Consider the following 22,382-nt stretch of genomic DNA (forward strand, 5'->3'; position numbering starts at 1 on the left):
CTTCTCGCCCCCTCGACCCCCGGCGCCTCCGCCGACACCCGCACGGTCCTGCTCAACCAGGTCTCGTGGGGCGCCATCCTGGCGGGCGCCGTCACCGCGCTGGTGAGCCAGGTCATCCTCAACATGGTCGGCGTGGGCGTGGGCCTGTCCAGCGTCGGCGCGAACGCCGCCGACAACCCGGCCGCCGCGACGCTCTCGCTGGGCGCCGGGCTCTGGTTCGTGGGATCGGGCGTGGTCGCCTCGCTCGCCGGCGGGCTCATCGCCGGGCGCCTGTCGGGCAAGCCCGTCCCGGGCGCGGCCGGCCTGCACGGCCTCGTCTCCTGGGCGGTGACCACCCTGGTGGTGCTCTACCTGCTGACCTCGGCGGCCGGCGGGCTGATCGGGGGGGCCTTCTCGGGCGTGACCAGCACGCTGGGCGGGGCCGGCTCGCTGGTGGGCGGCACGGTGCAGACCGCCGCCCAGGCGGCCGCGCCGTCCCTGTCGAAGATCTCGAACCCCTTCGACGGCATCGAGCAGTCGGTGCGCCAGCAGGCGGCCGGCCAGGACCCGCAGGCGGCCAAGGACGCGGCGGTGGCCGCCATCCGGGCGCTGTTCACCGGTGATCCGGCCCAGAAGGCCCAGGCCGAGACCCGCGCGGCCGACGCCCTGGCCAAGGCGCAGGGCATCCCGGCCGACCAGGCCCGGGCGCAGATCCAGGACTACAAGAAGCAGTACGACGAGACCGTCGCGACGGCCAAGCAGAAGGCCGAGGCGGCCGCGCTGGCGACCAAGTCGGCGGCGACCCAGGGGGCCTTCTACGGCGCGCTGGCGCTGATCCTGGGCGCGCTGGCCGGCTTCCTCGGCGGCCGCCTCGGCGCGCCCAAGCTCCACACCCTCGCCGCCGGCTACGACGCCCGCCGCGCCTGAGCCGACCCCCGGCCGGTCCCCCCGCGGACCGGCCGGGTCCGTCCATCCAGCCCCGGGGCCTCCACGCCCGGCCCGGTGCGGACCCGACCCCATCCCAGGAGACCTGCCATGAACCGCGACGAGTTCCGAGGCGCCACGCGCCATCTCAAGGGCCGGGCCCAGACGGCCCTCGGCGGCCTCACGGGCGATCCGGCCCGCCAGGTGCGCGGGGCGGTCGACCAGGTGGCGGGCGGGGCCCAGTACGCCTACGGCCGGGCCCGCGACCGGGCCGAGGACTGGGCCGAGGACGGGCGCGACCTCGCCGATGCGGCCCGGGATCGCGCTGAGCACCTGATCGCGGACGGGCGCGACCGCGCCCGCCAGGCCCGTGCCCGCGGCACCGCCTATGGCCGGCAGGCCGTCCGCTACGCCGACGACCACCGCGCCTCGGCCCTGATGGGTCTGGCCGCCGTCGCCTTCGCCGTCGGATGGCTCGCCCGCCGACCCTGAACTGCTCTTGCAGGACTTCCCTTGCAGGACTGCCCCTGCACACCTCCCGGCCCTTGGAGAGACCCCCATGATCCGCAAGCTCCTCACCGCGTTCCTGCTGCCCAAGCTCATCGCCTATGCCAGCCGTCGCTTCGGCGGTCGCGCCGCGGCTCCTCCGCGCCGTCGGGGCTGAGGCCGTGGCCGCCTGCGCCCGGCGCTTCCGCTCCTACAACGCGAGCAGTGGCACCTATCTCGGCAACGACGGCGAACGGCATTCCTGTCCGTAGGGATTCGGATGGCCGGAGCGCAGGACGCAGCGGGGCCGCGTGCCCCGCTCCAGGAGGGAGCGAACGACCATCGATGAAGTTCGCCAAGGTCCTCCTGCGGCCGGAGCTCGTGTTCCTGCTGCTCACCGTCCTCCTCGGTCTCGCGGCGGGGGCGGCCTATTGGGTCTCCCGCGCCACGGTGCTGACGGTGGCGGTGGCGCCCCGGGACGGGACCGAGCCGGCCCTGATCCAGGCCTATGCCGACGCGCTCGCCAAGCGCCACAAGGAGATCCGGCTCAAGGTCCTGGCCCTGGACGACGTGCGCGACAGCGCCGCCGCCCTCCAGGAGGGGCGGGCGGACCTCGCGGTGGTGCGTCCCGACGTCGACCTGCCCGACAACGGCCTGACCCTCGCGATCCTGCGCGACCAGGCGATGATCATCGCCTCGCCGGAAGGTTCCGGGCTGACCCGGTTTCCGCAGCTCGATCGCAAGCGCCTCGCCATCCTGGCCCACCGCGATGCCGACCAGGCCCTGATCAAGGCCATGGTGGAGCATTACGGTCTGACCCTCCTCGACAAGGAGCCCGACGGTCCGGTGCCGCCGCGCCACGTGGCACTGGTGGAGATGACGGAGGCGGAACTCGCCGGCGCCTTCACCCGCAAGCGGATCGACGCGGTGGTCTCGGTGATCGCCCCGACCTCACCGACCGCCCAACGCATCGTCGGCATCGTCCAGGGCGTCAGCCGGACCGGAAGGGTCGCCTTCGTCGACGTGGAGAACGCCGACGCCATCATCGCGCGCCTGCCGCGCCTCCAGGCCGTGACGATGCCGGCCGAGACCTTCGGCGGCAGCCCGAAGGTGCCGGCCGAGGATGTCCATACCGTGGGCGCCTCCTATCGTCTGATGGCCCGCACCAGCCTGTCCCGCCCGGTCGCGGCCGACGTGACCCAGCACCTGTTCGAGATGCGCAGCGGGATGGCCAACGTGACGCCTGCGGCCGACTACGTGCAGGCGCCGAGCTACGACAGCACGGCCGGGGCGACGAGTGCGCGGCTGCCCATCCACCCCGGCGCCGTGGATTTCTTCGAGCGCGAGCAACAGGGCTTCGTCGAGCGTTACGAGACCTGGATCTACCTCGTCGCCTTCCTCGGCGGCGGCATCGGCTCGGCCGTCGCCTGGGTCGGGCAGCGCCTGTCGCGCCTGCGCCGCGAGCGCATCGAGGAGGCGACCGACCGCCTGCTGGAAATCCGGCAGGAGGCGCAGGACAGCGCCGACGCGACGCGCCTGGAGCAGCTCGCCCGCGAGATCGACGACCTCGCCGGCGACATCGCCAAGCACGCCCTCGAACGCCCGACCGAGGCCCGCACCATGTCGGCAGCGGCCATCGCCATCGACGCCGCCCGCTCCACGGTCAAGCGCACCATCGCCGCCAGCCAGTATGCCGCCGAATCGAGCGATCTGGCCGGGCGCACCACATCGACGGAGGCCGCCGCGGCAGGCTGACGACGAGATCCCGGGCAGGTGCCTGTTCGGACCCCTTCCACCCCTACCACCCATCCAACCCCCACCCACGGAGACGAACGATGAGCAAGGGCTATCCCTCGATGACCGCGCTGCTGGGCCTGCTGGCCGTGGCCGGCTACCAGAACCGCGACAAGCTCGCCGAGCTGCTGAAGGGCCATGAAACCGTCCCGACGCGCAGCACCGTCCCGCCGATCCCGAACATGTCGGCGACCGGCGGCACCTCCAACGGCGGCGGCCTCGGCCACCTGGCCGGTCTCCTCGGCGGCGTCGGGACGGCGGGCGTCGGCGGCCTGATCGCCAGCGGCCTCAGCGAACTCGTCGACCACTTCACCAAGAGCGGCCACGGCGAGACGGCGACGTCCTGGGTCAGCCACGGACCCAACCGGGACATCCCCGAGGCGGATCTCGAGCGCGCCATCGGCTCGGACACCCTCGACCACCTCACCCAGCAGACCGGCCTGAGCCGGTCGGCCCTGCTGGCGCGCCTCTCCCGCGAGTTGCCCTCGGCCATCGACCGCTACGCCGCCGACGGCCGCCGTCCGGCCTGACCCGGCCCGCGTCAGGCGACTCGCCCGTGGGCGCGTGCGTAAAGGATCGCGCGCGCCCACGTGAATGTCCGGAAGGAGACATCGAAACCATGTCCAAGTTCATGAAGACGGTCACGTACCTCGCGGCAGCCGCAGCCCTGCTCACGCTGATCTTCGTGGTGTTCCAATCCACGAGCATGCTGGCCAACTCCTGAACCCCGCTCAGCGGGGTCGCGGGACAACATACGGAGCGTTCAGACCCGGCGGAGCGTTTCCCGTCCGGATGGTCCATCGACATTCGTTGCGACTTCGAATTCCTGCGATGAATTGGCACTTGTCGCGCAAGTGAAGGAACGGTCCTGCCCTGATCTGGTTCTTGGCATCCCAAGTCGGAGCCCGGAACAGACATGCGCAACTTGGCCTCTGTAGCCTCGATCTTCAGGAGGCGCCTCACGGCTGAGCTTCCGCCGATCAAGACACCGCGACCGCCGCAAGCCCATTCTCTTCAGGGCCCGAATGCCGTTCCCGTCTATCCGGTCGGCCAGAGCTATATCTGGGGCGCTCCAGCCACGGCCTCACATGGTTTCGCCCCCGCTATAGGCTACGATGCCTATCTCGGTGGAAACGGCTACTGACCCTGTGACGTGTTGAACCATGGCTGGGGCCGGAACGTGCCGGGCGCCAGGCTGTTATGAGGCTACATCCCACACGATAGGAGAGATCGAATGCGCAAGCTCGCACTTGCTTCGACGGCCCTGCTCGGACTCGGCCTGCTGGCATCGGCACCCGCCGAGGCCCGCGGCTGGGGCTATGGCGGCGGCTACGGCCATGGTGGTTACGGCTACGGTGGCGGCTATCGCGGCGTCGGCTTCCGCGGCGGCTACGGTGGATACCGGGGCTACGGTCGGGGCTATGGATATCGTCGCGGCATCGGGCCCGGCGCCGCGATCGGCCTCGGCATCGCGGGCCTCGCGGCCGGGGCCATCGTGGCGAACAGCTACGGTGGGTACGGCTACGGACGCCCGGTCGGCTATTACGGCGGCTATGGCTACGCGCCCGCCTACGGTTATGGCGGCGGCTACGGTTACGGCTACCCGGCCTACGGGTACGGCTACTGATCGATCACCGTCGGCAACCGGCGCTCCGCCGTTGACTTGACGTCCTGAGACACCGATGCGCCCGAAGAAGATTCGGACGCATCGGTCGCTTATTTTCTTGTGATTTTACATTTCCCTCTACGCTGCAATCACGAATTATAACTTAAACGTGACGATTTTATCGTGAACTTATATTTCATTTAGTCGTTGACGGGGGCATTTCAGCGAGGAATCCCATGTCACGTCTCAAGACGATCAGCTGCACCGCCGCATTCTCCATCCTGGGTCTCGTAAGCACGGCCGCCTTCGCGCAGGAGGGTGGTCCCTGCAGCGACGACATCGCCAAGCTCAAGCGCGAGCTCGGAACCCAGGTCGGCATGGGCGCGCCCGTCTCGCAGCCGGATACCGGACAGCAGAAGGGCCCGAGCGCGGCCTCGGCCGACCAGGCGGGCGGCACCACGGGCAGCACCGCCAAGATCGGAAGCTCGGAGACGGACAAGTCGCAGCAGGGCGGCGCGTCCCGCGAGACCGGCGGCTCCCCGGGGACGGTGGGTGGTGTCGCAGGCCCCGTGGCCGCGGCGGCCGGGAAAGGCCCGGCGAATTCGGTCGCGACCGGCCAGATCGCGACGTCGCCGGCGGATGTCCGCGCTCAGTCCGAAAACAAGCCCACCGCGGCGGCCGAGGCCTCCAAGGGCGTCGAGGCCTCCGCCTCTGCGAGCCTCTCGTCCGAGGACAAGGTCTCGCAGGCCAAGTCCGCGCTCCAGCGCGCGACCGACCTCAACGCCAAGGGCGACGCCTCTTGCCGCGATGCGGTCCAGCAGGCCCGCTCGCTGATACCGCAACAGGGTCGCTGATCGTCCGACCGAGACAGCCGGCATCCGCTGCGAAGGCAGTGCACCGGCGAAGACAATCCATTCGCGAAGACATCCCCACCAACGGCGCGTTCCGATCCACGGTTCGCGCCGTCGGCTTGTCCACGACGCCTCCTGCCGGCCCGTCGCGCCGATCACCCGGACGGCGCGGCCCGAGCGAGTCGTCCGCGCAGGTGCACCTTCGTCCAGGCCACAGCCCGAGGGACGTCCAGCCGGTCCGGCGGCCGGGCGCCATCGCTTCCATCGCTCGACCATGGGCCTTCGGCACCCCGTCGAACGTCGGCGCACCGACGGACCACGGAAGCATTAATCCCGAAATCACGCGCTAGGATGCCTGGTCAACACAGGTTCGGTCCGCAATTTGCTGCTACGATGTCCCTCCCTCTCCGATCGGGGCCAGCGCGATGACCTATGTGACCACCAAGGATGGCGTTGAGATCTTCTTCAAGGACTGGGGTCCCAAGGATGCCCAGCCGATCATGTTCCATCACGGCTGGCCGCTCTCGTCCGACGACTGGGACGCGCAGCTTCTGTTCTTCCTGCAGCACGGCTACCGCGTCGTCGCCCATGACCGGCGCGGCCACGGTCGCTCGGCTCAGGTCGATGGCGGCCACGACATGGACCACTACGCCGCCGATGCCTTCGCGGTGGTGGAGGCACTGGATCTGCGCAACGCCGTGCATATCGGCCATTCCACCGGCGGCGGCGAGGTCGCCCGCTACGTGGCGCGGCACGGCGAGCCGGCCGGGCGCGTCGCCAAGGCGGTGTTGGTCTCGGCGGTACCGCCCCTGATGCTGAAGACCGACGCCAATCCCGAGGGCCTGCCGCGCGACGTCTTCGACGGCTTCCGCGCGGCCACCGCCGGCAACCGCGCGCAATTCTTTCTCGATGTCGCGAGCGGCCCCTTCTACGGCTTCAACCGCGACGGCGCGAAGGCCCTGCCCGGGGTGGTCCAGAACTGGTGGCGTCAGGGCATGATGGGCAGTGCCAAGGCCCATTACGAGGGGATCAAGGCCTTCTCGGAAACGGACCAGACCGAGGATCTCAGGGCCATCGGCGTCCCGACCCTGGTCCTGCACGGGGATGACGACCAGATCGTGCCGATCGCCGATGCGGCGCTGAAATCGATCAAGCTGCTCCGGAACGGAACGATCAAGACCTATCCGGGCTACCCGCACGGCATGCTCACGGTGAACGCTGAGGTCCTGAACGCCGACCTGCTCGCCTTCGTGCGAGGCTGAGCCCGAACGCGGCGGCCTCGGCGCCCGGGGCCGCCGGCCGTATCATCGGCCGGCACGGCGCCAAACGGAAAGGTCCGACATGACCGATACATCCCTCGCGGCGGAGACCGACGGCGACGCGCGCGCGGCGCAGACCTTTCCGCGCTTCGACGACGAGATGGCGCAGCGGGTCGCCGGCTACGGCCGGGAGGAGATCCTGCCGGCCGGGACGCTGATCTTCGCGCGTGGCCAGCGGCGGGTGGATTTCTTCCTCGTCCGCGCCGGGCGGATCGAGATGTTCGAGACGGACCGCGCCGGGCGGACGAACGTCTTCACCGTGCATACCGAGGGTCAGTTCACGGGCGAACTGGACCTGTTCAACGACCGCGAGATCCTGGTTTCGGGCCGCACCGCCGTCGACACGCGGGTGGTCCGGATCGACCGGGCCGCCTTCCGCCGGCTGGTGACCGCGGAGCCCGATATCGGCGAGATCGTCATGCGGGCCTTCATCCTGCGCCGGGTCGGGCTGATCCAGCACGGGCGCGGCGGGGTCGTGCTGATCGGCCTCGGCCACCAGCGCGAGACCCTGCGCCTGGAACGCTTCCTCGTCCGGAACGCCTATCCGCACCGCATCCTCGACATCGCCCTCGATGGCGAGGCGCGCAGCGCGCTCGACGGCTTCGGTCTGACGGAGGCGGACCTGCCGGTGGTGCTCGCGCCGGGCGAAGCGGTCCTGCGCAACCCGAGCAACGCCGTGCTGGCGGATGCCCTCGGGCTGACGGAGACCATCGATCCGGGACGCGTCTACGACGTCGCGGTGATCGGCGCCGGGCCGGCGGGCCTGGCCGCCGCGGTCTACGCCGCCTCCGAAGGGCTCGAGACCATCGTGGTCGAGGGCTTGGCGCCCGGCGGGCAGGCGGGCACCTCCTCGAAGATCGAGAACTACCTCGGCTTCCCGACCGGCATCTCCGGCCAGGCCCTGGCCGGCCGGGCGCAGGTCCAGGCCCAGAAATTCGGGGCGCGGCTCGCGATTTCCCGCATGGCGACCGGTCTCGACTGCCACGGGCCGGGGTTCCGGGTGCTCCTGGAGGATGGCACGGCGATCCCCGCCCGCGCGGTCGTCGCCGCCACCGGCGCCCGCTACCGGCGGCTCGACCTGCCGCGCTACGCGCATTTCGAGGGGCAGGGCATCCACTACGCCGCCACCGCCATGGAGGCGCAGTTTTGCACCGGCGAAGAGGTGATCGTGGTCGGCGGCGGGAATTCGGCCGGCCAAGCCGCGATGTTCCTGTCCCGCACCGTGGCCCACCTCCATCTCCTGGTGCGGGCCGACGGCCTCGCCGCGACGATGTCCGACTATCTCGTGCGCCGGATCGCCGCCTCGCCGCGCATCACGCTGCACGCCCGGACCGAGATCACCGCGTTCCACGGCGACGACACGCTGACGGCGGTGACCTGGGCCGACCGGTCCAGCGGCCTGAGCGAGACCCGGGGCGTCAAGAACGTCTTCATGATGATCGGCGCCGTGCCGAATACCGGCTGGCTCGCCGACTGCCTCGCCCTCGATCCGAAGGGGTTCGTCCCGACCGGCCTCCAGCGGGACGGAACGCCGGCCCCGTCGCCCTACGCCACCGCCGTCCCGGGACTCTACGCCGTCGGCGACGTCCGCGCGGGTTCGGTCAAGCGGGTCGCGTCCGGGGTGGGCGAGGGCTCGGTGGTCGTCCAGGCGGTGCACGGCTACCTGAACCGAGATCCCTGAGCGCTCCATCCGGCGGCCCGGCCTCGCCTGCACCTTGAGGCCGGACGGCACCCGGGGACCCGGCCCGCAGAGGTTAAAGCAAAATTAACCATTCTGCCCACAGAGGTGACGAGACCCGTCCGGGTTGTGTCGCGTTCCGGGACATGCAAGCAGCAGAGCGATCAGCGACATGTTGGGAATGGATCGCGTTTCTCTGAAAGCCATAGCGGCCTTTCAGGCCGGCACCGTCGCCGTGCTCAGCGCCGCGGTGGTCTGGGGCAGCCTCGCGCTGACGGGGGCTCCGCGCGGGTCCGGGTCCGACGCCACGCAACTCCGCCGCACCTCCGAGGCCTTCGCGGGCGCCCTCGACCGCGGCCTCTTCGAGGTCTCCCAGGATCTGCGCACCGCGGCTGTCGCGCTGCGCCAGACCGGCACCGGCCTGATGGATGCGGACCCCCAGGCCGTGCTGCGCGCCTGGGCCGACCTGCGTCCGGCCTATGCCGACATCCTCCTCGTCGGCGCGAACGGGCGCATCCGGGCCGCCGGCCGCGAAGACATGATCGGCCGCGACGTCTCGGGACAGCCCTGGTTCGCCAGCACACGCAACGCGTCCGCGACCGTCGTCACGGCCGCCGCGACACCGCGCGACCCCGTCCCGTTCGAGGTCTCGATCCCCGTCGCCGGGTCCGGCTCCCGCAACACCGAGTACCTCGTCGCCCGTCTTGCCGACACCTGGCTCGGCGACCTCCGCAGCGGAATCCTGCGCGCGCGGCCCGCCTCGGACTCCGCCCTCGCCCTCACCGTGCTGGCGCCCGACGGACGCGCGCTCGTCAGCGCCGGCGGACAGCCGGCCGCCGACGGCGGAGCCCGCAACGTCGAGCACGCGACCCCGAGCGCCGGCTACGGCGACCTCGGTCCCTCGGGCTGGCTCGCGGTCGCCCGCGCGGCCGAGCCGCGCGGCACCGCGATCGGCCTGCCGGACCCGCGCCTCTGCGCGCTCTGGCTCGCCGCCGCCCTGCTGGCGGCCGGCCTCGCCTACGCCATCACCGGTCGCCTGACGCGGCGCCTGAGCAGGATCATGGAATCGGACGGCGAAGCGAGCGTGCCGTCGCGCATCGCCGAATTCCGCGCGGGGGCCGAGCACCTCGTCACCCGTGAGCGCGCCCGCGGCCGCGCCCTGCAGGAAGCGCGCACCGCCCTGGCGCGGGTGCGTGAGCGCCTGCGCACCTTCGAGGCGATGTCGGGCTGGACCTACTGGGAGATCGACACCGAGGCGGGCAACGTGACCTGGGTGGATTCCACCGCCCCCGGCGTCGCCACCACCGACCGCGCGGTCGCACTGACCGACCTCACGGACGGAATCAAGCCGCAGGATCGCGACCTGATGCGGTTCACCATGCAGGCCGCCCTGGACGGGGAGGGCCCGCACGACGTGGTGCTGCGCCGGGCGGAGTCCACGGACGGCCAGGAGGCGCGCCGCCTCCTCGTCCGCTTCATCCGCGGCAGCGCGGAGGTCTCCGCGCCCGGCGCGGCCCGCCTCCATGCCCTGAGCCGCGAGATCCCGGCGGGACTGGCCACCGGGGAGACCGGGTCGCCGGACGGCGCGGAGACGGTCGACGCCAGGGCCAGGACGCCGGAGCGGCGCGGCGAGGGCATGCTGCGCCAGGTCATCGACGGCGTCGTCGACGACTTCAACAACCTGCTCACCGTCATCAGCGGCAATCTCGGGACCCTGAGGCGCCGCAACGGTCTCAACCCGGAGCAGATGCGCCTGATCGAGGCGGCCCTGGCCGGTGCCCAGCGCGGTTCGAGCCTGACCCGGCGTCTGGTCCGCTTCGTGCGCCGGGACGATTCCACCCTGCAGGAGACGGAGATCGGGACCGCCCTGACGGCGTTCGCGCCGTTCCTCAGCGCCAACGTGCTGAACCAGGCCGCCATCAAGATCCGGGTCCGGCCCGGTCTCGCACGCGCCCTGTGCAGCGAGGGCCTGCTCGAGGCCGTGCTGCTGAACCTCGCCTTCCACGTCCGCGATCTCGGCTCCGAAGGCTTCGCGATCGGCGCCGACGAGCGGGTGCTGACGGAGGAGGATGGAATCGCCCTGCGGCCGGGTCGCTACGTGCGCCTCGTGCTGGCCAGCGGTACGCCCGGGCGGGTCACCCCCCTGGCGACGCCGCCCGGGGAGGAGCGCTCCACGGCCGCGGTCGCCAGCCTGCTCAGCGGAATCGGCGGCGGCTTCCGCCTCGTGGCGGACGGACGCGGCGAATCCGCCTTCCTGGCTGAGATCTGGATTCCCGCCGGCGAGGCGTCGGCCGAGGCCGGACACGAGGAGACGGGGCCGGCCCAGCCGCGCCTGCATGTCCTCCTCGTCGACAGCGACACCCTGGTCCGCGAGAGCTTCGCCGAGGCGCTCTCCGATCTCGGCCACCATGTCACCCAGGCGGGCTCCGCCGAGCATGCCCTGGCGCTCCTCGACGCGCCGGAGGGGTTCGACGTCATGATCGCCGACCAGCGCATGCCGGTGATGAGCGGGCTGCAACTCGCCGCCACCGTGGTCCAGCACCATCCCGGCATCCGCATCGTCCTCGCCGGTCCGCAGGGGCACCTGCCGGAGAGCGCCCGGGCGTTCCTACAGATCGACAAGCCGTTCCGCTACGGCGACCTCGCCGCCGTGATGCGCCGGGCCGCCCGCGATCCCGCCGCCAAGGCGGCCTGAGGCCACCGCCGACGACAGATGCTTCGGGTCCCGCACGGGAACCGAGGCCCTGCGCCCCTCGTCCGGCCGGCGAAGGTCCGGGCACGACAGTCCGGCCTCGTGATCGACCGCGCGATCCGCAGGCGCCCCGGCCGCGACGCGCGGGTCCCGACGTCCGCATCGGCCCACATGCGACCCCTGGCCTGCGCTCCCTGGTAGAATCATCCACAGCGCCATCCTCGGAAAAGTTGGTCCCGCATCGGCGGCGATCGCACCGACGCGAACCGACGGTTTCAGGCACTAGCGATTCCGATTCGACGGCGCCCCGGCGCAATGAATCCGCGGCAGATCCGATTCGTCGGGCCAGCCGGTTGTATGACCGAACAAACTCCTGACCGAGCTCCGCCGCGATGCTGTGACGATAGCCTTGGGAAGACTCATACCAATAGCCGAACTCTTGGGCAGTTGCTCATTACACGACCATCTTGACCAGCAATGCGCAGATCATCCATCGTCGACGATCATCGCGCATGTTGCCTGCAAACCCGCCTATGGGCTCAGCGACTTGAGATGTGCAGCTTTCGCGATCGCGTTAAGATTTGATTAACCCCGAAGGTCGATGAATTACCGCGAGCGGACGCCGTCGATCTCCATCGCATCGCGCGCGAATGCCTCAACGGAACGGATCGCCCGCATCGATGTCGCGCATCGCCCTTCTCACCTCGACCCTGCCTCTGGTCCTGGGCTTGTCCCACGCGGCCATGGCCGCGGACTGGTACACCGGCGCGGAACCGGTGATCCTTGACGAGAACTGGACGGTGGCGGTCGACGCCTCGGTGGCGGTCACGTCCAACAGCTCCGCCTTCGGCTCCGTCACCGGGACGATCGCCACGGAGGGCACGCTCCTGGAGAGCGGCCCGCGCCTGCGCGTCGAGGGCGTGGCCGGCACCTACAGCTACCCCGGGCAGCGGGTGGGGCAGCGGGTGACGGGCTACCAGCAGGAAGGCGCGCTGTCGGGCGGCTACGAGTGGATCTGGCGCGACGCGGCCCTGGCGGGCTTCGTCGGGTTCAACGTCCGCAGCAACCAGCTGTCGATCCTCGATCCGGGCAACCCCGTGGTCGGAACCGGCGTCGGCGCCAAGTTCGCGGCCAACTTCTATGCCCGGCCGACCGAGAACACGATGGTCTCGGCCTACGGCTCGTACTCGACGCAGTTCAACGCCTACTACTCGCGCTTCCGGGTCGGCTACATGGTCGCCGACGGGGTCTATGTCGGCCCCGAAGCGATGTTTCTCGGCGACAACTTCTTCAACCAATACCGTATCGGCGGACACCTGACAGGCTTTTCCTTTGGCCCGATCAAGATGGCCGTCGGCGTCGGCTACGTGAAGGACCGCATCCAGGGCAGCGGATACTACTCGACCGTCGAAGCGAGAACCGCGTTCTAGCCGTGCCTTCAGACCTCGTTAGGAATGATTCGGCGCGTTCCAGTTGAGTTTTTTCATATGTGCCATCTTACAACAGTTGAGCGCATTCAATCCCGAAAATGCGCAAATCCCGCGACGCGTGGCCCGGATTCTCTTGGCAGGCAAATCGCTCAGGTGTTTCAAGGTTTTTGCGCCGTCCCGTTCCCGCGCAGGTTGCTGCCCTGAAGGCCCTCTGGGCGCAGGGCGGCCCTGGAGGAACCCGGGCGACGCGGATTGCGGAAGGGCAGGGTCGTGGCAAGTGCATTTCGTTGGGTGGCCTGGATCGCTTCAGCCGCTGCGATCCTGGTCCTGCTGAGCCAGCCCGTCAGCACGCAGGACCAGCTCATCATGAGCCTCTGCGCCATGGCGGCCATGGTGGTGCTGTGGGTGTTCTTCGACAACCAGCCGGCGCGCTTCGTCTTCCTGGCCTTGGGCAGCCTCGTCGTGCTGCGCTACATGTTCTGGCGCGTGACGAACACGCTGCCCTCGGTCAGTGATCCGGTCAGCTTCGGCTTCGGCCTCCTCCTGCTCCTGGGCGAGCTCTACTGCGTCTTCATCCTGTTCGTCAGCCTGACGATCAACGCCGATCCGCTGCGGCGCACCTCCCCGCCGATGGCCACCGCCGACGATCCGGAAGCCTTCGACGCGCTGCCCACCGTCGACATCTTCGTCCCGAGCTACAACGAGGATGCGAGCATCCTCTCGGTGACCCTCGCGGCCGCCCGCCTGATCGACTACCCCGCCGACAAGCTGACGGTGTGGCTCCTCGACGACGGCGGCACCGACCAGAAATGCGCCGATCCCGACCCGGTGAAGGCCCAGGGCGCGATGCGGCGGCGCATGGAACTCCAGGCCCTGGCGGCCTCCCTCGGCGTCGAATACCGCACCCGCTCCCGCAACCAGCACGCCAAGGCGGGCAACCTGAACAACGGCCTCAAGCATTCGCACGGCGAGATCGTCGTGGTGCTGGATGCCGACCACGTGCCGTTCCGGTCCTTCCTGCGCGACACGATCGGGTACTTCGCCCAGGACCCGCGCCTGTTCCTGGTGCAGACTCCGCACGCCTTCCTGAATCCCGACCCGATCGAGCGCAACCTGCGCACCTTCGACCGCATGCCCTCCGAGAACGAGATGTTCTATTCGGTGACGCAGCGCGGCCTCGACAAGTGGAACGGCTCGTTCTTCTGCGGCTCGGCCGCGCTCCTGCGCCGGCGCGCCCTCGACGAGGCGGGCGGCTTCTCCGGCGTCACCATCACGGAGGATTGCGAGACCGCCTTCGAGCTGCATTCGCGCGGCTGGAACAGCATCTACGTCGACAAGCCGCTGATCGCCGGCCTGCAGCCCGAGACCCTGGAGGCCTTCATCGGCCAGCGCTCGCGCTGGTGCCAGGGCATGTTCCAGATCCTTCTCCTGAAGAACCCGCTGTTCAAGCGCGGCCTGCATACGATCCAGAAGGTCGCCTACCTGTCGAGCATGACGTTCTGGTTCTTCCCCGTGCCGCGGCTGATCTTCATGTTCTCGCCGCTGCTGCACATCTTCTTCGACCTGAAGATTTTCGTCGCGAGCGTGGACGAGTCCATCGCCTATACGGCGACCTACATCGTCATCAACCTGATGATGCAGAACTACGTCTACGGAAAGTTCCGCTGGCCCTTCGTCTCCGAACTCTACGAGTACGTCCAGGGCCTGTTCCTGTTCCGCGCCATCGCCTCGGTCATCGTCTCGCCCCGGCGGCCGACCTTCAACGTCACCGCCAAGGGCACCAGCCTGGAGCAGGACCACCTCTCGGCCCTGGCCTGGCCGTTCTTCGCCGTCTACGGCCTGCTTCTGCTCGGCTGCGGCACCGCCCTCTACCGCTACCTGTTCGAGCCCGGCGTCACGAACCTGATGCTCGTCGTCGGCCTGTGGAACTTCTTCAACCTGCTCATGGCCGGCGCCGCCCTCGGCGTGGTGGCCGAGCGGCGCGTCACCGAGGCGAGCCCCTCCCTGGCGATCAACCGGCAGGGCCGGATGATGCTGGCCGGCCGCGCCCTCGACGTCGCCGTGGACCGGGCCTCGGCCCTCGGCTGCACCGTCCGGTTCGGGGCCGACGCCCTGCCGTTCGGCACCGGCAGCACCTACCGCATCGGCCAGCTCACGGTGCAGCCGATCGACGGCGCCCCCGCCGGCGGCGCGCTGCCGTTCGAGGTCGGGACGATCTCCCACGCGGGTGACGACGTGGTGGTGACCCTGCGCTTCCAGCCCCTCGACGCCCAGGGCTATGCCGGCCTCGCGAGCCTGATGTACGGCGATGCCGGCGCGCTCCTGCGCTTCCAGCAGGGACGCCGCCGGCACAAGAACCTGGTCTCGGGCACCCTGCAGCTGATCTGGTGGGGTCTGGTCGAGCCGTTCCGCGCCTTCAGCTACCTGTTCAAGCCGCGTCCGCGGGCGGCCGCCGCCCCCACCACCGACACCGCCCTTCCGCGCACGGTCCCGCGCGCGCCGCTCCTGCCCGGCGGCAGCCCCGGCGGTGCCGAGGCGGCCCGGCCGCGTCCGGCCGACAATCCCCTGCCGGCCCGGGCGAGCTTCGCGCGCAGCAACGACGCCGAGCCGGGCACCGACTGGGTCCGCCTGATGCTGGAATTCGAGAACGATCGCCTGCTCGGCGGTGCGGCGGGCGGTGGGCGCGGCGCCGACCTCCACGCCCGGTCGTGAGGGAGGCTCGCATGCGTGTCACGACGATCACCCGCGGGCTCCTCGCCCTGGCGCTGGTGGGAGGGGCCACGGAGGCGCGGCCCCAGAGCTTCATCGGCGCCGGTCCGGCCGAGCGCTTCTCGGTTCCCCCCGCCGGTGACGCCCTGCGCCGCGAAGGCGCGCCCGTCCAGGGCCGCCCGCCCGCGGCCTCCGCCGCCGCGACGCCCGCCCCGGCGGTCCGGGACGGCACCGTGGCGACGATCGGGCCCGCCCGGCGCCTGCCCGCCACCACCGGCGGGTTCCGCCTGGAGGGCGAGGAGGACGTCCTGCGCTTCCCGGTCTACGTGACCGAGGCGCAGAGCCGCGGACGGCCCCGCCTGCGCGTCTCGTATCTCTCGGCCATCTCGGTGGCGCCCGAGACCTCGGAGCTCGTCGCCAGCGTCAACGGCATCGTGGTCGGCCGCACCCGCATCCAGGCGCCCGGCGCCGTCAAGGTGGTGGAGTTCGAGGTGCCCGAGGGCAGCCTCAAGCTCGGCTACAATTCCGTCGACCTCGCGGCGAGCCAGCGCCACCGGGTCGACTGCTCCCTCGACGCGACCTACGAACTCTGGACGCAGATCGATCCCTCCCGCTCCGGCCTCGTGGTGGCGCCGGTGGCCGCCACCGGGCTCGAGCTGAAGGATCTCGCGGCCCTGGAGCCCGACGACGGCGGCGCCCTGCCGGTCCGCGTCGTGATCAACGACAAGCCGAGCCTGCCCCGCCTGGAGCGGATGTTCCACGCGATCGAGGCGATCGGCCTCGTCGGGCGCATCGCCCGGCCGGTGGTGGAGTTCGGCTCGGTCATGACCGGCCGCGCCGGGATCAACCTCATCGTCGGCACGGCGGCGGAGCTGCGCGGCACGCCGGACATCGAGACGGTCGGTCCGATCACGGGCCCCAAGCTGGCGATGCTGCCGCCGCGGGAGGATCGCGCCCCCGCCCTCGTCGTCAGCGGCACCAGCTACGACGAGATCGAATCCGCCATCGCCACCCTGGCGCGCGGCACCGAGCCCTACGGCACGCCGCGCGGCCTCAAGGCCGCGTCCCTCCTGCGCGGCGCCCCCCTCGACAGCGGCGACCGCGTCTCGCTGCAATCCCTCGGCGTGGCGACCCGCGAATTCTCCGGGCGCCTGCTGACGACCCGCTTCGACGTCCAGCTGCCGCCGGACTTCCTGCCCGCCGATTACGGCAAGATGCTCCTGAACCTCTCGGGCGCCTACGCGTCCGGCCTGTCGGCGGAAGCCCGCGTCCTCGTCGATCTCAACGGCCGCAACGCCGCCAGCGTGCCGCTTCCGCGGACGCGCGGCGAGGTCTTCGAGAACAACACCATCCCGCTGCCCCTCGGCCAGTGGCGGCCGGGCCTGAACCGGGTCGAGATCTCGGCCCAGGTGCCGACGCCCGGCGACGCCACCTGCACGGCGAACACCACGGAGTCGAAGCGCGAGCGCTTCCTGTTCCTCGACCGCACCACCCTGACCGTCCCGAACCTCGCGCGCGCCGCCCGGATTCCGGACCTCGCCGCCACCACCAGCGGCGGCGCCCCCTTCCTCGAGGACGGCAAGCGGCCGCGCCTCGTCCTGCCGGTCCTCGACCGCGACACGGTGGCGGCGGGCGCCATGATCGCCGCGCGGCTCGCGAGCGCGGCCGGGCGGGTGATCGACTTCGAACTCGCCACCGAGGCGCAGGGCGGGACCGGACCCACCCTGGTGGTGGCCCCGGTGCGCGCCGTGGCGCCCGCGACCCTGACCGGGCTCGGCCTCGACCCGGAGCAGATCCGCCGCATCTGGGAGGCCCGCGCCGAGACGGCCCGGCCGGCGGGACAGTCCGGCTCGGTGCCGGCCCCGACCCTCGACCGCCTCCGCCGCAACGTGCCGGCCCGCTGCAGCCTGCCCGACCTCAACTTCCGCGTCGCCGGCCCGGTGACGCCGCGCGGCGCCGCCTCGGACCCCGTCGCCGGCGCCCGCACGGGTACGGTCCGGGCGACCGACGGCGACCTCGTGACGAAGTGGGACGAGACCCTCCGCGCCCGCCACCCCCTGGTCGAGGCCGCCGACGGCCTCGTGGAACGCGCCTCGACCACCGTGCGCGGCCTGCTCGGCGAGACCCGAACCTGGATCGACGCCGATGCGTCGGAGCGGACCTCCGCCGTGCCGCCCCGCGCCTCGCTGATCCTGGCGCAGGCCCTGTCGAGCGGCGGCATCGGCGTCGACGACACCACCACCCTGGTCACCGCCCCGAACCCGCTCCTGCTCAAGGCCTCCGTGGCCTGCCTCATCGATCCCGGGGTCTGGTCGCGGATCAGCGGGCGCTTCGCCTTCCTCGACGCCGCCGACGGCCGCCTCGACACGGTCGAGCCGGACAGCGTCCGCATCGTGGAGACGCGGTCCCCCTCGATCTGGAACCTGCGGCTCGTCCTGGCCGGCTGGCTCTCGATGAACCCCGCCATCTACGCGGTCCTGTCGCTGGCCCTGGCACTCTGCCTCGGGCTGACCACCGCGCTCATGGTCCGCAATGTCGGCCGGAGGAATGCATGAGCCGCCCCACCCTGAAGCGCTCCTGCCGGGCGCTGCGCGGCGCGGCCCTGGCGGCCCTCCTGGCCACGGTGTCGGCGAGCGGGTTGACCGCCGGGTCCGCCCTGGCCCAGGGCAGCGCCACGCCTCTGCCCGCGGGCGCGGCACGCGATCCCCAGCCCCGTGACTCCGCCATGCCGGACCTGCCGACCTCCGTCCCGCCCTCCATCGCCCTGCCGGCCCAGCCCCCGGCCAAGGACGAGTCCGCCCGCGCGGCCCAGCCCCTCGCGGGCAGCCTGAAGAGCGCGGAGGGCTGGCGCCTGTACCGGGCCCGCTTCGTCACCGAGGCGGGGCGGGTCGTGGACACCGCCAATGGCGGGATCAGCCACAGCGAGGGGCAGGGCTACGGCATGCTGCTCGCCGTGGCGGCCAATGACCGCCCCACCTTCGAGCGGCTCTGGGGCTGGACCCGCGCCAACCTGATGGTGCGCCCGGATTCCCTCCTGGCCTGGCGCTGGGAGCCCGGCAAGCGCCCGGCGGTGGCGGACATGAACGACGCCTCCGACGGCGACATCCTGGTCGCCTGGGCGCTGACGGAGGCCGCCGAGGCCTGGGACGATGCCGGCTACCGCGTGGCGGCCCGGCGCATCGCCGTCGAGGTCGGCCGCCGCACCATCCTGTTCAAGGACCGCAACGGCGCGCTGCTGCTCCCGGCGGTGTCGGGCTTCTCGGCGGCGGAACGCGCCGACGGCCCCCTGATCAACCTGTCCTACTGGGTCTTCCCGGCCTTCGCCCGCCTGCCCCTGGTGGCTCCGGAATACGATTGGGCGGCCCTGACCCGCAGCGGCCTGCGGCTCCTGCGCCGGGCCCGCTTCGGCAGCGCCAACCTGCCCACCGAGTGGATCTCCCTGAAGGGCGACCAGCCCCGCCCGGCCGACGGCTTCCCGCCGCTGTTCTCCTACAACGCGATCCGGATCCCCCTCTACATGGCCTGGGCCGATGTCGGCCGCCGGGAGGATTACGACCCCTTCGTCGCCCTCTGGTCCGGGCCCGACCGCGAGCGCCTGCCCATCGTCGACACCGGCGACGGGCGCACCGTCGAGTGGCTCGGCGAGAGCGGCTACGCCGCCCTGTCCAGCCTGCTGCTCTGTGCCGTGAAGGGGACGCCGCTCCCCGACGGCTTCAGCCAGGTGCAAGACAACGAGAACTATTATCCGACCACGCTGCATCTCCTGGCCATGGTGGCCGCGCAGATGAGGGGACCGTCATGCTCGAAGCGTTAGCCCGCCGGCTGAGCCGCGGCACCGCGCCTCTCGGCGTCCCGCTGGGCGTGGCCCTGGCAGCCCTCGCCCTGCCGGCCCTGGCGCAGGGCCCGGCCGGCGAGGATGCCAGCCGGGCGCCCGCCATCGTCGTCGATCCCACGGGGTCGGCGGCCAGCGGCATGGTCGACGAGAGTGCGCTGCGCTACTACGCGGCCCAGAAGCAGACCGCTCGGATGAAGGCGGAGGCCGCGCGGCTGAAGCAGCTCTATCCGGGCTGGACCGAGCCCACCGACCTCGACACCCTGCAGCCGAGCCCCCCGGAGGAGGCGCCCCTCTGGGACCTGTTCACCGCGGGCCGCTTCGACGACCTCTACGCGGCGATCGCGGGCCGGCGCGCGATGGACCCGAACTGGCAGCCCTCCGACGAACTGGCGCGCAAGCTGCGCCGCGCCGGGTTCCGCAGCCGCCTCAAGGGGTTCGCCAGCGCCAAGCGCAACCTCGACGTCATCGCCCTGTATCGGGCCGACCCCAGCGCGCTCGATCCCGGCGACGTCGAGAGCATCTGGATCGTCGCCGACGCGCTGGCGGCCGAGGAAGCCGCGACGCAGGCCTTCACCCTCTACAAGTCCGTCCTCGACACCAGCAACGACACCGGCGCCCGCCTGGCCACCATCCAGAAGGCGATGTCGAACCTGCCGATGGCCGCGGCCGAGCAGCTCATCGCCCTCGGCCGGACGGATTCCGACGGAAATTCCGAGTTCCGCCGCATCGCCATCGACATCACCCGCGCCCGCATCGTCGCCTTCCTGCACGACGAGGCGGCGCAGGAACCGACCGCCACCGACATCGCCGCATTCCAGGCCCAGGCCCGTCGGACCGGCGATCCGCGGGAGACCGGCCTGCTCGGCTGGTACGCCTACAAACGTCAGCAGTTCCGCGAGGCGCTGGACTGGTTCAAGCTCGCGATCAGCCGGGGCGGCGACGCGATGATCGCCCACGGGCTCGCCCACGCGCTGCGCGCGGTGGGCATGGCGCGCGAGGCCGAGGAGGTGGCCTATGCCTGGCGCGACAAGTACGTCGGCAACAACATCCTCTTCATCGAGCTCCTGGAGCGCAGGCTCACCCAGGCGAACCCGGCCTTCATCGACCTGGACCGGATCAACCGCTACGCCAAGGTGACGCTGGCCTCGAGTTCCGGGGAGGGCGCCCAGGCCCTCGGCTGGTACGCCTACAATTCCTGCCAGTTCGACGCCGCCCTCGAGTGGTTCCAGCACGGCATCGCCTGGTTGCCCAGCGAATCGACGGTCCTCGGCTACGCCCTGGCGCTCCAGCGCCTGAAGCGCACGCGCGAATACCTCGAGATCGTCAACCGCTACGACGGGCTGTTTCCCAAGGTCGTGGACCTGCTGTTCCGCGAGGGGCCGGACGGTCCACCGCTCGCCTGCAGCGTCGCGGCGGCACCGCCCGCCGGCGCACGCCAGCCCGCGAGCCCCGCGCCGACGGCCGTGCTCGCCAACGCCGCCCGCGCCTCGGCCGCCTACGGCCGCGTGCCGAAGCCCGACATTTCGGCCAACGGGGCGGTGCGCCCGCTTCCGGTCCAGCGCAGCGAGTTTCCTCTGTCCGTCGCCGCCGAGAACCCGTTCCGCTACCTGCCGGCCGCCCTGGCCCGGCAGGCGCCCGAGCGGAGTGCGGGCGGCTTCCTGGCCGAACCCGCGACGGGGGCGCCCCCCCTGGTGGCCCGCCGGGTGCCCGGCGCCGGGCCGATGCCCTACGAGCGCTACGGCTTCGCCCTGCTGCCGGGCTACAACGGCATGACGCAAGCCTCCTCCCTGACCGATCCGCCCGCCGGCACGCAGTGGCAGGACCAGCAGACCGCCAACGCCAGCGGCCAGACCCGATCCAGCCGCGAGTCCGACCGCTTCGGTATCCCGGGCTCGCAACGCACCAACATCGTCGAGGCCGGCGTCGGCGCCGGACAGCAGCCATGACTCGGAGACGGCCTTCCACGACCGCGGCGGCGCTGGCGGCACTGCTCCTCCTGCCCGCGGTCTCCGCCGTCGCCCGTCCCGGACGCGCGGCCCTCGACCTGCCCGGCGCCGGACCCGTGTCCGACGTGGCGCAGAACGCGTCCCGGGACGGCTATTCCCAGCGGATCACCTTCCGGGACGATCCGCGCGGCGTCGCCGAGGTGAGCGTCCGCAACGGGGAGGGGGGCTCCGGCCCCGCCCTCGCCATGGCCAAGCCGAGCCGGGCCGGGATCGCGGCCGAATTGCGGGCGCGCTTTCCCGGCGAGACCATGCGGGTCGTGACCCAGGCCCACCGCAACGCCTACGGCCCGGTCGGCCTCGCCCTCGGCAACGACTGTCTCTTCGCCTGGCAGTGGATCGACATCGCCGGCGAGGCGGCCCGGAGGCGGCCGTCCTCCCTGTTCGGCAGCGACGCCAGCGCGCCGGCCGCCTCGGTCCGGATCAAGCTCTGCCGCACGGCCACGTCCAGCCTCGCGGACCTGACCCGCGCGGTGGAGCAGATGCGATTCGCGGCCAATCCCGCCGATGCGCCCCGCACCGGGGCGGCGGTGGCGGCCCGTCGCCCATCCCCGGCGCGACGCGATGCGGCGGCCCCGCCGCGGGCCTCCCGGGAAGCCGCGCAGGCACCGGAGAAGGCCGTGCGCCCGCCCGGCCCGATGGAGCGCCCGGGCTCGGAGAAGCGTCCCGAGGCGACGGCGCGCCGCATGGCCTCCGAGCAGTCCGGCGAGACGCAGCGCTACCTCGTGCCGGGCCCCGGCGCCGCACCGCCCACGCCCGCGGTTCCCGTTCCGGTCCCCCCCGGCAATGGCCAGGGCCCGCGCTACATCACCGACGGCGCGCAGGCGGACGGCTCCATCGCGATCGCGGTGCCGAGGCCGGCCTCCAACCGTGCCGAGGTCGAGGACCTCATGGCCCGGGAACTCCCGGCACGGGCCTATCGTCCGCCGCCGTAGGGGCTCGGGCGCCGGGAATTCCGAATTCCCGTCATCGGCCGCATCTGCAACCTTGAATACGCCCGTCGGGCAGGCGAAGAAGCTTGCGGCGGGGATGATGGGTGACGCAGATGGCCCGGGTCAGCGGACGTGATCTTCCTC

15 protein-coding genes and 1 pseudogene are annotated in these 22,382 nt (G+C 71.5%); all 16 read left to right on the forward strand.

Annotated features, from left to right (window positions below):
* Window positions 1-906, forward strand: a 906-nt coding sequence (locus AC3WLN_RS17965; protein WP_492483521.1) for a PhnA-like protein, incomplete at its 5' end; no start/stop codon positions are given.
* A 108-nt stretch (window positions 907-1,014) separates the two neighbouring features.
* The gene (locus AC3WLN_RS17970; RefSeq protein ID WP_492483523.1) at window positions 1,015-1,395 is read left to right on the forward strand and encodes a CsbD family protein; all 381 of its coding nucleotides are present in this window, start codon (window positions 1,015-1,017) and stop codon (window positions 1,393-1,395) included.
* 170 nt (window positions 1,396-1,565) lie between these two features.
* Window positions 1,566-1,661, forward strand: a pseudogene (locus AC3WLN_RS17975) (BA14K family protein); the annotation flags it as partial.
* Between the two features lie 73 nt (window positions 1,662-1,734).
* Window positions 1,735-3,144, forward strand: a complete 1,410-nt coding sequence (locus AC3WLN_RS17980) for a TAXI family TRAP transporter solute-binding subunit (RefSeq protein WP_492483525.1) — start codon at window positions 1,735-1,737, stop codon at window positions 3,142-3,144.
* 80 nt (window positions 3,145-3,224) lie between these two features.
* Window positions 3,225-3,713, forward strand: a complete 489-nt coding sequence (locus AC3WLN_RS17985; RefSeq protein WP_492483527.1) for a YidB family protein — start codon at window positions 3,225-3,227, stop codon at window positions 3,711-3,713.
* Between the two features lie 704 nt (window positions 3,714-4,417).
* The gene (locus AC3WLN_RS17990; RefSeq protein ID WP_492483528.1) at window positions 4,418-4,810 is read left to right on the forward strand and encodes a hypothetical protein; all 393 of its coding nucleotides are present in this window, start codon (window positions 4,418-4,420) and stop codon (window positions 4,808-4,810) included.
* 215 nt (window positions 4,811-5,025) lie between these two features.
* On the forward strand, window positions 5,026-5,643 hold the full coding sequence (locus AC3WLN_RS17995) for a hypothetical protein (RefSeq protein ID WP_492483529.1): 618 nt from the start codon (window positions 5,026-5,028) through the stop codon (window positions 5,641-5,643).
* Window positions 5,644-6,065: 422 nt separating this feature from the next.
* Complete coding sequence (locus tag AC3WLN_RS18000; protein ID WP_463778582.1) at window positions 6,066-6,902, forward strand: alpha/beta fold hydrolase; 837 nt, start codon at window positions 6,066-6,068, stop codon at window positions 6,900-6,902.
* 79 nt (window positions 6,903-6,981) lie between these two features.
* Window positions 6,982-8,640, forward strand: a complete 1,659-nt coding sequence (locus AC3WLN_RS18005) for an FAD-dependent oxidoreductase (RefSeq protein WP_492483531.1) — start codon at window positions 6,982-6,984, stop codon at window positions 8,638-8,640.
* Window positions 8,641-8,818: 178 nt separating this feature from the next.
* Window positions 8,819-11,332: a response regulator gene (locus AC3WLN_RS18010; protein ID WP_492483533.1), complete on the forward strand. Its 2,514-nt coding sequence runs from the start codon at window positions 8,819-8,821 to the stop codon at window positions 11,330-11,332.
* Between the two features lie 677 nt (window positions 11,333-12,009).
* Entirely contained in the window at window positions 12,010-12,759 is a 750-nt protein-coding gene (bcsS, locus tag AC3WLN_RS18015) for a cellulose biosynthesis protein BcsS (RefSeq protein ID WP_463778572.1), read from the forward strand.
* 270 nt (window positions 12,760-13,029) lie between these two features.
* A complete protein-coding gene (gene bcsA / locus AC3WLN_RS18020; RefSeq protein WP_492483535.1) occupies window positions 13,030-15,471 on the forward strand; it encodes a UDP-forming cellulose synthase catalytic subunit in 2,442 nt (813 codons plus the stop codon).
* Between the two features lie 11 nt (window positions 15,472-15,482).
* Window positions 15,483-18,023, forward strand: coding sequence for a cellulose biosynthesis cyclic di-GMP-binding regulatory protein BcsB (locus tag AC3WLN_RS18025; RefSeq protein ID WP_492483537.1), 2,541 nt, complete (start codon window positions 15,483-15,485; stop codon window positions 18,021-18,023).
* Complete coding sequence (locus AC3WLN_RS18030) at window positions 18,020-19,282, forward strand: family 8 glycosyl hydrolase (RefSeq protein ID WP_492483539.1); 1,263 nt, start codon at window positions 18,020-18,022, stop codon at window positions 19,280-19,282. Before AC3WLN_RS18025 ends, AC3WLN_RS18030 begins: the two co-directional genes overlap by 4 nt.
* Complete coding sequence (locus AC3WLN_RS18035) at window positions 19,267-21,249, forward strand: hypothetical protein (protein WP_492483541.1); 1,983 nt, start codon at window positions 19,267-19,269, stop codon at window positions 21,247-21,249. Before AC3WLN_RS18030 ends, AC3WLN_RS18035 begins: the two co-directional genes overlap by 16 nt.
* On the forward strand, window positions 21,246-22,241 hold the full coding sequence (bcsN, locus tag AC3WLN_RS18040) for a cellulose biosynthesis protein BcsN (RefSeq protein ID WP_492483543.1): 996 nt from the start codon (window positions 21,246-21,248) through the stop codon (window positions 22,239-22,241). Before AC3WLN_RS18035 ends, bcsN begins: the two co-directional genes overlap by 4 nt.
* The last annotated feature ends 141 nt before the right edge of the window (window positions 22,242-22,382 follow it).

This window comes from Methylobacterium sp. FW306-05-D (assembly GCF_058782155.1).